Below are 11,927 nucleotides of genomic sequence, written 5' to 3' on the forward strand. Positions count from 1 at the left end.
GGGGCGGCGGGGCAGGCAAGCCAGCAACAGGCAGCCCAACCTGATCCGAAACCGACGCCGGCATCGAATGATGAGTCGTCCAATGATGAGTCGTCCGCGAAGGACGGCGATGGCGCGGCAGCCGGGACGGACGATGACTCCGCGGCCGGCCAGGACGATAATGCTGCGAAGGACACTGACGACTCCAAGGCGCAAGAGGGCGACGACGCCACGAACGACGCCACGAACGACGACGCGGAGGATGCGGCTGCTTCCGGCTCCAGTTCCGAGGCCGGGGCCGACTCCACCTGTGATGAAAGCAGTATCGCCGTCAGTGCCTCAACGGATAAGACCGTCTACACCCCCGAGGAAAAGCCGGTGCTTACCCTCACGGTCTCGAACGAGGGCCAGACGGAATGCAGCGTCAATCAGGGAACATCGGAAATGGAGTTCCTGATCACCAGCGGCGAGGACAGGATCTTCTCCTCGGCAGATTGCCAGGTTGATTCCACGGACAATTACCAGACATTGGAAGCGGGCCAGTCGGAGAAGGCAAACTTCATTTGGGACCGCAGCCGGACCGCTCCGGGGTGCGATGCAGTGGATGCGAATCCGATGCCGGGCACATACATACTGGTCACCAAGCTTGGCGAATGGACGAGTGAAGAGACGATCTTCAAGCTCAACTGACCGGGACGGCTACATAAACCGGTCGAGAAGGCTGGCCTCGGCAATCCGGGACAGCCCTTCGCGGACGGTGCGCGCCCGCTGTTCGCCGATGCCGTCCACGGCCATGAGGTCGTCGATATTGGCGGCCATCAGGTTCTGCAGGCCGCCGAAATGATCCACCAGCCGGTCTGCCACCGCCCGCGGAACCGCCTTGATGCTGGAGAGCAAGCGGTACCCGTGGGGTTGGACCACGGCTTCGAGTGAATCGGTTCCCGGTTGGAAGCCGACCACACTGGCGATCTTACCCAGGTCGATAAGGTCCGTGGAGCTAAGCTGGGTCAGCCGGTTCATGGCGGTCTCGACGTCGCTGACCTCCCCGCCGAGGTCCCGGTAGTCCCTGACCACCATTTCACTGCCCGCTCCAAGACCCGTCGTGAGCTCTTCCAGCTGCAGGGACAGCAACCGTCCGTCCACTCCCAGTTCGAGTACGTACTGGGAAATCTCCTCGGAGATCCGGCGCACCATTTCCTGGCGCTGCAGCGTAATGGCAACATCGCGGACGGTCACCATCGCTTCGATTTCAAGAGCGGAAAGCGAGTTGGTGACCTGATCCAGGCGCGCACGGTAACGCTCCAGCGTCGCAAGCGCCTGGTTGGCCCGGGCCAGTACCGGTTCGGAACCTTCGAGCACGTGCCGGAGGCCATCCACGTAGATGGCAATGATCTGCATGGATTGGCTCACCGAAATCACCGGCAGGCCGGTCTGTTTGGCCACCCGTTCGGCCGTCCGGTGCCGGGTGCCGGATTCCTGGGTTTCGATGCTCGGATCGGGGACCAACTGCACTCCGGCCCGCAGGATCCGGCTGGCATCCTTGTCACAGACGATGGCGCCGTCCATCTTTGCCAGTTCCCGCAGCCTCGTCGGGTTGAAGTCGATGCCGATGTCGAAACCGCCCGAGCATAGCGACTCAACCGTCCGGTCCAGGCCCAGCACAATCAGGGCGCCGGTGCGGCCGCGCAGGATACGTTCCAGCCCGTCCCGCAATTCCGTCCCGGGAGCAACGCGCGCGAGCGTTGTCCTCAGCGAGTCCTCGGGCGTACGTACCATCGACCATTCCTTCCTGCGCGCAGGCCTCCACCCGCTTCAAGCGCTTGGGCTAATACTAGTGTGATTGCAGGAAATTTAGCCGATCAGCGATGGATTGGTGTAACGACGGACCTTTCCTCGGTTTCCGGCAGGAGCAGATTCAGCGCTTCCCGGAGGTTGGAAACCTCAGCGACCGTGAAGCCTTTCGGAATCGGACCACAACCGTTGGGTGACTTGGGAACGACGGCGAACTTAAAGCCCAGCCGTGCCGCCTCCTGGATCCGCTGGTTTACCCCCGGCACCGGCCGCACTTCACCGGCGAGGCCCACTTCGCCGAAGGCAATCAGCCGGTCCTTCAGGGGGGTGTTCCGCTTAGCCGAGGCGAGTGCGAGTGCAACGGCCAGGTCGATCGCCGGCTCGCTGAGCTTCATTCCACCCACCGTCGCGACATAGCAGTCGTCACCGGCAAGGCCATATCCGCCGCGCTGCTGGAGCACTGCCAGCAGCATCGAGACCCGGGAACTGTCCAGTCCGCTGGTCGCCCGCCTGGGCTGGGAATTCGACGTTGTCGCCAGGAGGGCCTGGACTTCGGCCACGAGCGGACGCCTGCCCTCGACGGTAACGGTGACGCAGGTCCCCGAAACGGGCTCGGCCGTCCGGGACAGGAACAGTCCGCTCGGATCCGCCAGGCCGACAATGCCGCCCTCGGTCAGGTCGAAGCAGCCGACCTCATCGGTGGGGCCATACCGGTTCTTCGCCGCCCGCAGCAGCCTCAGCCGGGAGTGCCGCTCGCCGTCGAACTGGCACACCACATCGACTAGGTGCTCCAGCAGGCGCGGGCCGGCAATGGAACCGTCCTTGGTCACGTGACCGACCAGCAGGGTGGTCATATCGTATTTCTTCGCAGCGGCAATGAGTGACGCGGCTGTCTCCCGGACCTGCGTGACGCCACCGGCGGCCCCGTCCACGTCCGAACTGCTCAGCGTCTGGACAGAGTCGACGATCAGCAGTTTCGGCTTGAGCTGCTCCACATGTCCCAGCGCGGTTCCCAAGTCCGATTCGGCCGTCAGATAGAGAGTGTCGGCGGTGGCGTGGATCCTGTCCGCGCGCAGCTTCACTTGGGCGGCAGATTCCTCCCCGGTTACATAGAGCACGTCGCTGCCGGAATTCGCCACCCGGGCCGCCACGTCCAGCAACAGGGTGGATTTACCCACCCCCGGCTCTCCCGCGACCAGAATCACCGCGCCCGGCACCAGTCCGCCGCCGAGTACGCGGTCCATTTCCTCCACGCCGGTGGGCCGGTAAGCGGCAGTTGATGCGTCGACGTCGGCAATCCGCTGCGCCGGCGCTGCCACGGAAACCGCCGCCGTCGTACGCGCCGTTACTTGCCCGATCTCCTCGACGGTGCCCCAGGCCTGGCACTCGCCGCAGCGGCCGGCCCACTTGACGGTTGTCCAGCCGCATTCACCGCAACGGTAGCCGGGCGTGCGGGAGGTCTTGGTGCGGGTCTTGGTGCTCATGCCCTCAGGCTAACCGACGTCACCGACAAAGTTACGCGCAGTTCACCCCGGTGTCCGACGGCGGTTGATTGGCTGCCACCTTCAGGCGGCAGAGTGTGGCACGTCGCGTACTACAAGTTGAATAATCCGATACAGGAGGCTTACCCATGATCCCATCCCACTCCAACCGCCAGCGCAGCAGTCGGCGGGGCGCTCCACGAGCGGCCATCACCGGTCTGCTGGTGGCCGCGACCCTCACCGCTGGAGCTACCGGGGCCGCGGCCCAGACTTCTTCGAGCGAGGCGAGCCACGATGAGCGCGTCACCACCGTCGCGCACCGCGGAGCATCCGCCCTGGCTCCGGAGAACACGCTGCCGGCCGTCGACGTGGGAGCCGATCTGAAGTCTGATTTCGTCGAGATCGACGTCCAGCTGACCAGCGACGGCGAACTGGTCGTTATCCACGACACCACGCTGAGCCGGACGACCGACGTCGAGGAGAAGTATCCGGAACGTGCGCCGTGGAATGTCGGCGACTTCACCCTTGAGGAAATCCGTACGCTTGACGCCGGTTCCTGGTTCGGCGCCGAATTCGCCGGGACCAAGGTGCCGACGCTGCAGGAAGTGCTGGACACGCTGCATGGCCGTGCCGGCCTGCTGCTGGAGGTCAAGAGCCCCAGCCTCTACCCGGGTATTGCCGAAGAGATTGTTGCAGAGCTCGACGGCGAGGGCTGGCTCACTGCCGACGCCCGGTCCGGCCGGCTGATTGTCCAGTCCTTCGACTGGGAGTTCATGGCGGCGTTCAACCAGTTGGCACCGGCAGTACCCGCCGGGCTGCTGGGCGGACCGCCGTCGGAGGAGCGGATCGCAGAATTGTCGACCTGGGCGGACCAGATCAACCCGAACCACAACCGGGTGACCGAAAGCTTCGTCGAGACCGTACACAATTACGGCATGGAGACCTGGCCCTACACGGTCGACGATCCCGAGCGGATGCGCCAGCTGGCTGAGCTGGATGTGGACGGCATCATTACGAACCGTCCGGCAGCGCTGATCCAGGTGCTGAAGGAAGGCGCCCCGGTGGACCAGGCCGCATAGTTCACCGCTGAACCAGGAAGGGGCTCTCCACTCCGGAGGGCCTCTTTCTGCGTGCGGAGGGGAACGCAGCCTGCTGCGGCTGGATTACAGCTCGGGCAGGTAGCGCCGTGCCTGATCGTGGCTCATCCCGGTTGCCTCAAGCAGATCGATAATCATCGGCCGGTACAGCAGGACCAGTCCTTCGCCTTCGAGCCGCTTAATGCCGAGCATTTTTGGATGCAGGATGGTGCCCACGGCGCCGAGCTCATTGCGCGCCTTGCGCAGATAACTTTCGCGGGTGCCGGCGTCGACCTCGCTGAGCGCTGTGGCGAGCGTGTCGACGGCGGAGGCGGTGTCCTCGATCAGCCCGCCGAGGCTCTCGATGGCTTCTTCGGTCAGTGCAGCGTTGTTGATGACGGAGGCGAGCCGGCGGCTGAAGACCCTGCTGTTCCTGATGGCCAGATCGATGAAATGCAGCGACTTTTCCAGCCGGTTCAACTCGTCGCGGTGCCGCCGATAGGCCGGGGAAATCGTTGCGACCTCATGCGATGCGCGGAGGGTGGCGTTCAGCCGGTCCACCAGTGGCTGGCAACTGCGGGCGCGGACCAGCGCATGCCAGGCCCGGGTCGACTCACTGCGCGTCACCGCCTCGGCCGTTTCCCGCAGTACCCGGCTGAGCTCGTCGAGCAGCTCCTTGACGTTAATCTTTGGCTCCCGCCGCGGATCCCTGGGCACAAGCATGGTGATCAGCAGCGCAAAGACACCCCCGACGACGGCGTCCTGACTTCGGGTGAAGGGTCCGCCGTCGGGCGCTGGCAGCAGCACGACCAGCAGCGACTGCAGCCCCAGCTGTGTGGTGAAGATGGTTCCGCTGTCCAGGAAGCGGGCCAGCAGGATGGAAAGAAAGAGGACGACGGCGGCCTGCCAGATCCCGACTCCCAGCAGGTGCAGGAGCATATCGCCAACGGCAATGCCCAACGTGCAGCCGATAGCGACTTCGAGCACGCGCCGCAGGCGTGGATCACGGGAGAAGCCCAGCGCAATGATCGAGGACGTCGCTGCGAACAGCGGACCTTCATGGCCGAGCACATACTGCGCGAAGGCGTAGGCACCGACGCTGCAGAGGGTAATCTGCACCGCCGGCAGGATCGAGTTGCCGCTGCGGTGCAGGCCAACACGACCGCGGCGGCGCAGGAATGCGGCCGACCGTGCGGCGGCGCCGGAGCTGCGTGAGGCCATGTCTTCACTCTATTGCAGGCGCGGATTGCAACACAGACGCGTCGAGGGGTGTGATATTCAGCATGGATCAGCACTGGCCGGTCGAGGATTCAATCATTATTGAAACCGCGAAACCGCTTCAGGAACGGTCCATTCTAGTAGGCTTACGCCCAAGTCATCATCTGCCCTTCACCGGCGGTGGGTTGTAGTTAACCTTCCGTTCATGTGGGCCGTTCACCATGATGGATGTGGGTGCGTGCGTGCCCGGACGCTGAAATGACCGAAAGGGGAACCTGTGAAGGCATCCCGCCTGCGCACTGCGGCTGCCATGCTTGCGGCGGCTGTGGTGACTTTGACGGGTTGTGGTTCGGACAACCCGACCGGCGAGACTCCCGGGGCGGACCGGGTGTATGAGGGCGATGGACTGACCGGCACGCTGACCGGAGTGGGATCCTCCGCTCAGGCTGCCGCCATGAATGCCTGGAAGACCGGGTTTATGTCCAAATTTCCCGGCGTGACCGTGCAGTATTCGCCGGATGGTTCCGGCGCCGGACGCGGTGCGCTGTTGGCCGGTGCTGCTGATTTCGCTGGATCGGACGCCTATCTGGACGAGGACGAACTGAAACTGGCCGAGCAGGTTTGCGGACCGGACGGCGCGATCGACATACCCGTTTACATCTCTCCGATCTCCCTCGCCTTCAACATTCCCGGTGTCGACAACCTGAAGCTGGACGCTGAAACCATTGCACTGATCTTCCGGAACGAAATCAACAACTGGCAGCACGAGGCCATCGCAAGCCAGAACCCGGGCGTCGACCTTCCGGATCTGAAGATCACCGCCGTAAACCGCAGTGACGACTCCGGCACCACGGAAAACTTCACCGATTACCTCTCCTCGGCCGCCTCCGAAGTGTGGCCTGAGGATGCCAGCGGAACGTGGCCGGGGGCGCTGCAAGGGGAAAATGCCAAGGGCAACTCCGGGGTCGTCAAAGTAGTGGCCAATACCCGCGGTTCCATCACATATGCGGATGATTCCGCGGTCGACGACACAATCAGTACCGTCAGCGTGAAGGTCGGCGACGAGTATGTTCCGGTCACCCCCGAGGCCGCATCCAATGCAGTGGAGGAAGCGACCAGAGTCGAGGGCCGTGCCGAGCACGACATCGCACTGGAGCTTGACCGTTCCACTAACGAGTCCGGGGGCTATCCGATTGTGTTGGTTTCCTATCACATTCTCTGTGCTGAATATGACTCTGAGAAAACCGTGGAGATTTTGAAGGCTTTCGAAACTTACGTCCTCAGCAAGGAAGGTCAGCAGGAGGCCGCTGATGCCGCCAGTAGCGCACCGCTTCCGCGTGATCTCGCCAAACTCGCCCAAGACGCCGTCGAATCTGTGGAGGTGGCGCAGTAGTGTCTTCGCGCACATCGCAGACCGGAGACAAGGTCTTCTCCACCACCGCTTTGGTAGCCGGAGTGCTGATTCTGGTCGTGCTTTTCAGCGTGGCGGTCTTCCTGCTGATCCAGGCTCTTCCGGCATTTTTCGCCGACCCGTCCGAGGTGACCGGCGGCGAAGGTTTCTGGTCCTACATCTGGCCCATAGTCGTTGGTACCGTGATGGCGGCGGCCATCGCCCTGATCATCGCCACTCCCATTTCGATTGGCGTCGCGCTGTTCATATCCCACTATGCGCCGCGGCAACTCGCGCAGGGACTGGGCTATGTCATCGACTTGCTGGCAGCCATCCCGTCCGTCATTTACGGTGTATGGGGTATCACTTTCCTGGCCGTGGAACTCGAACCAGTGTATGAGTGGCTGGCGCAGAATGCCGGATGGATTCCCATCTTCGCGGGACCGGCGTCTGCCACTGGAAAGACGATGCTGACCGCTGGCATCGTGCTGGCCGTGATGATTCTGCCGATCATCACGTCGATCTCACGTGAAATCTTCCTGCAGACTCCCAAACTGCACGAAGAGGCGGCGCTCGCATTGGGTGCCACCCGCTGGGAGATGATCCGGATGACCGTTATTCCGTTCGGCCGGCCTGGCGTAATCAGCGCGGTGATGCTGGGACTGGGGCGCGCCCTGGGTGAGACGATGGCGGTGGCCCTGGTGCTCTCGACCGGTCCGTTGATTGCCAGCTTGATCCAGACCGGAAATTCGACCATCGCCGCCGAGATCGCGCTGAACTATCCCGAAGCGTACGGGCTGCGCCTGTCGGAGCTGATCGCTGCCGGCCTCGTGCTGTTCGTGATCACCCTGGCGGTGAACATGGTTGCCCGCTGGGTTATCAGCCGGCACAAGGAGTTCTCTGGAGCTAACTCATGACCAACACCACGCTGACGCGCAGGCAATCGAAACTGACCAAAGGGCGGCTGCCCAAATACGCCGCCTGGGCGGTACTGGCCGCGGCTGTCATCCTCAGCGCCGCGATCATGACCCTGATTGGGTTCAACGCCTTCGGCTGGGGAGTTCTCGCGGCCGTATTGTTCACGCTGGGGCTGACCGGGATCTCCGCCGCTGTCGAAGGTGCACGGAAAGCCAAGGACAAGCTGGCGACCTGCCTGGTGGTCGGTTCGTTCCTGGTGGCCCTGCTCCCGCTGATCTCGGTGATTTGGACAGTATTGGTCAATGGGCTGCCCGGCTTGACGCCGGAATTCCTGTTTTACTCCATGAATGGGGTGACTGGAGAGTTCGACGATGCCGCGGCCGAGGGCAACGCCCCGGTGCTTGGCGGTGCGTACCATGCCCTCATCGGCACGCTGCTGATGACATTGTGGGCCACGCTGATTTCTGTACCAGTTGGCTTGCTGGCGGCGGTATATCTGGTTGAGTATTCCTCCGGCGGCCTCCTGTCCAAGGCGATCACATTCTTTGTCGACGTGATGACCGGTATCCCATCGATTGTGGCGGGCCTGTTCGCGGTGGCCTTCTTCGCCGTCATCTTAGGTCCGGGGACGAAGACGGGCTTTGTGGCCGCCGTCGCGTTGTCCGTACTCATGATTCCGGTGGTAGTCCGGTCCACCGAGGAGATGCTGCGCATTGTGCCGAACGAGCTGCGGGAAGCCTCCTACGCATTGGGCGTGCGTAAATGGCGGACCATTACCAAGGTCGTGATTCCGACGGCGATCTCCGGCATTGCTTCCGGTGTCACCCTGGCGATCGCCCGGGTCGTAGGGGAAACGGCACCGATTCTCGTCACGGCAGGCTTTGCCACGTCCATCAACTTCAACGTATTTTCGGGCTGGATGGCATCATTGCCGACCTTCATTTACACCCAGATCATCACCCCCACATCGCCGTCGAACCCCGATCCCAGCGCACAGCGTGCCTGGGCCGCCGCTTTGCTTCTGATCGTCATGGTGATGCTCCTGAACCTCGCGGCGCGCCTGATTGCCCGTTACTTCGCCCCCAAGACCGGCCGCTGAGCCAGTCTCACCCGCTAGAGACAGCAAAGGAAATCAATGTCCAAGCGTATTGACGTACAGGACCTGAACGTTTTCTACGGCGATTTCAAGGCCGTTGAAGATGTCACGATCCGTATCGAAGCGCGGTCGGTGACGGCGTTCATCGGCCCGTCCGGCTGCGGAAAATCAACGTTCCTGCGTACCCTGAACCGGATGCACGAGGTGATTCCCCGGGCCCGGGTGGAAGGCAAGGTGCTTCTGGACGGGGATGATCTCTACGGAGCCGGGGTGGATCCGGTGACGGTGCGCAGCCAGATCGGCATGGTGTTCCAGCGGCCCAATCCGTTCCCAACCATGTCGATCCGGGATAACGTGCTCGCCGGGGTGAAGCTGAACAACAAGCGGATCTCCCGCTCCGAGTCTGACAACCTGGTGGAGCGGTCCCTGCGCGGGGCGAACCTGTGGAAAGAGGTCAAGGACCGGCTGGAGAAGCCTGGCTCCGGTCTCTCCGGCGGCCAGCAGCAGCGGCTGTGTATCGCCCGCGCGATAGCTGTGCAACCGGAAGTGATCCTGATGGATGAGCCCTGTTCGGCCCTGGACCCGATCTCAACCCTGGCGGTGGAGGATCTGATCGATGAGCTGAAGGACAACTACACCGTCGTGATCGTCACCCACAACATGCAGCAGGCCGCGCGTGTTTCCGAAAAGACGGCCTTCTTCAACATTGCCGGCACCGGCGAGCCCGGGCGCCTGATCGAGTACTCCGAGACCACCGACATCTTCAATAATCCGAAGGAAAAGTCGACTGAAGATTACGTCTCCGGCCGGTTCGGCTAGAACGTCAGGAGGGACGGGGCGCAAACATAATGACCGCTACACCCAGCAGGCAGATCCCCGCTCCCAGATAATCCCAGCGGTCAGGGGAGAAGCCGTCGATAACGATCCCCCACAGCAGGGAACCAGCGACGAAGACCCCGCCGTAGGCGGCGAGAATCCGGCCGAAGTGTGCTTCCCGCCGCGAACACGAACAGGACAATTGATTTTGCGATCATTCCTGCATTGTGCCAAAGCTTCGCGGCCGTGATCGGCAGCGGATCCTTACCCGGTGACTAGCTGAGGGTCAATGGCACGCTAGGCGTTTTCAACGAAAAGTACAACAACCGTTCACCTTCCGTTTGCCGTCGACGGCACCTTCCTTTACCTGAGACCCATAGCTTCGTAGGTGTACAGCAAAAGTACAACCAGCGCGGACATCCGCACGGACCTGGCTAACCCTTGGAAGGGGCACTATCAAGTGAAGGCTTTTCGCTATGGCCGCTCAGCGGCAATTCTTGCTGCAGGCGCATTGGCATTGACCGCCTGTGGAACAGACAATGCAACCGGCACCGATCCGGAGCCGGCGGGTAATAATGTCCCCGAAAGCTCGGTCTCCGGCACCCTCACCGGCGCTGGATCTTCGGCGCAGCAGGCGGCCATGACCGCCTGGAAGGTCGGCTTTGAGGAGCTGAATCCTGAAGCAAAGGTGCAGTACTCTCCCGATGGCTCCGGCGCCGGACGCGAGGCATTCCTCTCCGAAGGTGTGCAGTTCGCAGGTTCGGACGCGTACCTGGATGACGAGGAATACGCTGCATCCAAGGAAATCTGCGGTCCTGAGGGCGCAGTGAATATCCCGGCTTACATCTCGCCGATCGCGGTAGCTTTCAACGTGCCCGGTGTGGATGAACTCAAGCTGGACGCGAACACCATCGCGTCCATCTTCAACGGGGACATCAAGAACTGGAACGACGAGGCCATCGCATCCCAGAACGCGGATGTGGATCTTCCGGACCTGCCGATCACGGTGGTCCACCGTTCAGACGACTCCGGAACCACCGAGAATTTTGTGGACTACCTCTCGGTAGCGGCCCCAGATGCCTGGCCGTATGAAGTCTCTGGCAACTGGCCGTCCAAAATTGTCGCCGAAAACGCACAGGGCACCAGCGGTGTCGTCTCAACCACATCATCGACCAAGGGCGCAATCACCTACACGGATGCTTCGGCCGTCGGGGACCTGGGTCAGGCGCTGGTCAAGGTCGGCGACGAGTATGTGGAATTGAATGCAGAAGCAGCCTCCAAGGCAGTCGAGTCTGCAACTCCGGTTGAGGGCCGCTCTGAGGCGGACATGTCCCTGGACCTGAAGCGGGATACCACCGAGTCGGGTGCCTACCCGATCGTCCTGGTCTCCTACCACATCTACTGCTCCCAGTATGAGGATCAGGCGACCGTGGACCTGGTGAAGGCATTCGGAAGTTACGCGATCAGCGAGGGGGGCCAGCAGGACGCTGCCAAGTCCGCTGGTAACGCCCCAATCTCCGACGCGTTGCGGGATCAGGCGCAGGACGCAGTAGATTCCATCAGCGTTGCATCCTAAGTACATCACCGCGCCCCGTCCGGAGCTCAATCTTCCGGACGGGGCGGCTCTTGCATGTTCCGGCCCGGTGCCGTCGGCAGTCTCAGCGGACCACCGTCGCCGGGTCCCAATCCGCCAAAGGTTTTCATTGTGACAACCAATACGTTGCTCAAGCCGGATAAAGGCCGCACCGCAGATAAGATTTTCCGCGGCGCCACCCAGGCAGCCGGCTGCCTGATCCTTCTCGTCCTGTTCAGTGTCGCGGCCTTCCTGCTGATGCAATCCATCCCCGCCCTCCAGGCAAACCCGGATCAGGTGACCGGCGGGTCCGGTTTTCTTTCCTACATCTTCCCGATCGTTGTCGGCACCATTATCGCGGCGGCCATTGCCCTGCTGCTGGCGACACCGACCGGAATTTTCGTGGCGCTGTTCATCTCACACTTCGCGCCCCGCAAGCTGGCGCTCAGTTTCGGCTATTTGATCGACTTGTTGGCGGCGATTCCATCCGTTATCTACGGAGCGTGGGGATATATATTCCTGGCGCCGCTCCTGGCCAATGGATACGACTGGCTGGCCCGGAATCTGGGCTGGATTCCAATCTTCGTCG

The 11,927-nt window shown here is 62.4% G+C and carries 10 protein-coding genes and 2 pseudogenes; 8 read left to right on the plus strand and 4 right to left on the minus strand.

Annotated features, from left to right (window positions below):
- The coding region (locus tag Y707_RS31785; protein WP_051442253.1) for a hypothetical protein at nucleotides 1–669 on the plus strand (669 nt) is incomplete at its 5' end.
- A 9-nt stretch (nucleotides 670–678) separates the two neighbouring features.
- Here Y707_RS31785 and disA read toward each other — a convergent pair.
- Together disA and radA are read right to left on the minus strand one after the other, a co-directional pair.
- Nucleotides 679–1,755 carry a DNA integrity scanning diadenylate cyclase DisA gene (gene disA, locus Y707_RS0120260; protein ID WP_026536418.1) on the minus strand — a complete coding sequence of 359 codons (1,077 nt, stop codon included), beginning with the start codon at nucleotides 1,753–1,755 and terminating at the stop codon, nucleotides 679–681.
- Nucleotides 1,756–1,838: 83 nt separating this feature from the next.
- Nucleotides 1,839–3,254, minus strand: a complete 1,416-nt coding sequence (gene radA, locus Y707_RS0120265) for a DNA repair protein RadA (protein ID WP_026536419.1) — start codon at nucleotides 3,252–3,254, stop codon at nucleotides 1,839–1,841.
- 146 nt (nucleotides 3,255–3,400) lie between these two features.
- Here radA and Y707_RS0120270 point away from each other — a divergent pair, with 146 nt between their 5' ends.
- Entirely contained in the window at nucleotides 3,401–4,330 is a 930-nt protein-coding gene (locus tag Y707_RS0120270; protein WP_081745040.1) for a glycerophosphodiester phosphodiesterase, read from the plus strand.
- An 84-nt stretch (nucleotides 4,331–4,414) separates the two neighbouring features.
- On the opposite strand, the gene Y707_RS0120275 is transcribed toward Y707_RS0120270, so the two are convergent.
- Nucleotides 4,415–5,548, minus strand: coding sequence for an FUSC family protein (locus Y707_RS0120275; RefSeq protein ID WP_026536421.1), 1,134 nt, complete (start codon nucleotides 5,546–5,548; stop codon nucleotides 4,415–4,417).
- A 274-nt stretch (nucleotides 5,549–5,822) separates the two neighbouring features.
- Here Y707_RS0120275 and pstS (Y707_RS0120280) point away from each other — a divergent pair, with 274 nt between their 5' ends.
- Genes pstS (Y707_RS0120280) through pstB form a run of 4 tightly spaced genes read left to right on the plus strand, consistent with a single transcriptional unit; the run spans nucleotide 5,823 to nucleotide 9,768 of the window.
- Nucleotides 5,823–6,938, plus strand: a complete 1,116-nt coding sequence (gene pstS / locus Y707_RS0120280; RefSeq protein ID WP_026536422.1) for a phosphate ABC transporter substrate-binding protein PstS — start codon at nucleotides 5,823–5,825, stop codon at nucleotides 6,936–6,938.
- Nucleotides 6,938–7,852: a phosphate ABC transporter permease subunit PstC gene (gene pstC, locus Y707_RS0120285; protein WP_026536423.1), complete on the plus strand. Its 915-nt coding sequence runs from the start codon at nucleotides 6,938–6,940 to the stop codon at nucleotides 7,850–7,852. The genes pstS (Y707_RS0120280) and pstC overlap by 1 nt, the downstream gene beginning before the upstream one ends.
- The gene (pstA, locus tag Y707_RS0120290; protein ID WP_026536424.1) at nucleotides 7,849–8,952 is read left to right on the plus strand and encodes a phosphate ABC transporter permease PstA; all 1,104 of its coding nucleotides are present in this window, start codon (nucleotides 7,849–7,851) and stop codon (nucleotides 8,950–8,952) included. Before pstC ends, pstA begins: the two co-directional genes overlap by 4 nt.
- A gap of 36 nt (nucleotides 8,953–8,988) precedes the next feature.
- Nucleotides 8,989–9,768, plus strand: a complete 780-nt coding sequence (gene pstB, locus Y707_RS0120295) for a phosphate ABC transporter ATP-binding protein PstB (RefSeq protein ID WP_026536425.1) — start codon at nucleotides 8,989–8,991, stop codon at nucleotides 9,766–9,768.
- 4 nt (nucleotides 9,769–9,772) lie between these two features.
- On the opposite strand, the pseudogene Y707_RS27920 reads toward pstB, so the two are convergent.
- A pseudogene (locus Y707_RS27920) lies at nucleotides 9,773–9,943 on the minus strand (YnfA family protein); the annotation flags it as partial.
- 282 nt (nucleotides 9,944–10,225) lie between these two features.
- On the opposite strand from Y707_RS27920, the gene pstS (Y707_RS0120305) reads away from it, so the two are divergent.
- Together pstS (Y707_RS0120305) and Y707_RS31790 are read left to right on the plus strand one after the other, a co-directional pair.
- A complete protein-coding gene (gene pstS, locus Y707_RS0120305; RefSeq protein ID WP_026536426.1) occupies nucleotides 10,226–11,341 on the plus strand; it encodes a phosphate ABC transporter substrate-binding protein PstS in 1,116 nt (371 codons plus the stop codon).
- 129 nt (nucleotides 11,342–11,470) lie between these two features.
- Nucleotides 11,471–11,927, plus strand: a pseudogene (locus Y707_RS31790) (phosphate ABC transporter permease subunit PstC); the annotation flags it as partial.

This window comes from Arthrobacter sp. H14, from assembly GCF_000520495.1.
Lineage (GTDB): Bacteria > Actinomycetota > Actinomycetes > Actinomycetales > Micrococcaceae > Arthrobacter_C.

What these genes read in the sequence shown, in the direction of transcription:
- pstA (WP_026536424.1), top strand. Translation starts at nt 7,849, where the DNA reads ATGACCAACACCACGCTGACGCGCAGGCAATCGAAACTGACCAAAGGG.
- Y707_RS0120275 (WP_026536421.1), bottom strand. Translation starts at nt 5,548, where the DNA reads ATGGCCTCACGCAGCTCCGGCGCCGCCGCACGGTCGGCCGCATTCCTG.
- radA (WP_026536419.1), bottom strand. Translation starts at nt 3,254, where the DNA reads ATGAGCACCAAGACCCGCACCAAGACCTCCCGCACGCCCGGCTACCGT.
- pstB (WP_026536425.1), top strand. Translation starts at nt 8,989, where the DNA reads ATGTCCAAGCGTATTGACGTACAGGACCTGAACGTTTTCTACGGCGAT.
- Y707_RS0120270 (WP_081745040.1), top strand. Translation starts at nt 3,401, where the DNA reads ATGATCCCATCCCACTCCAACCGCCAGCGCAGCAGTCGGCGGGGCGCT.
- disA (WP_026536418.1), bottom strand. Translation starts at nt 1,755, where the DNA reads ATGGTACGTACGCCCGAGGACTCGCTGAGGACAACGCTCGCGCGCGTT.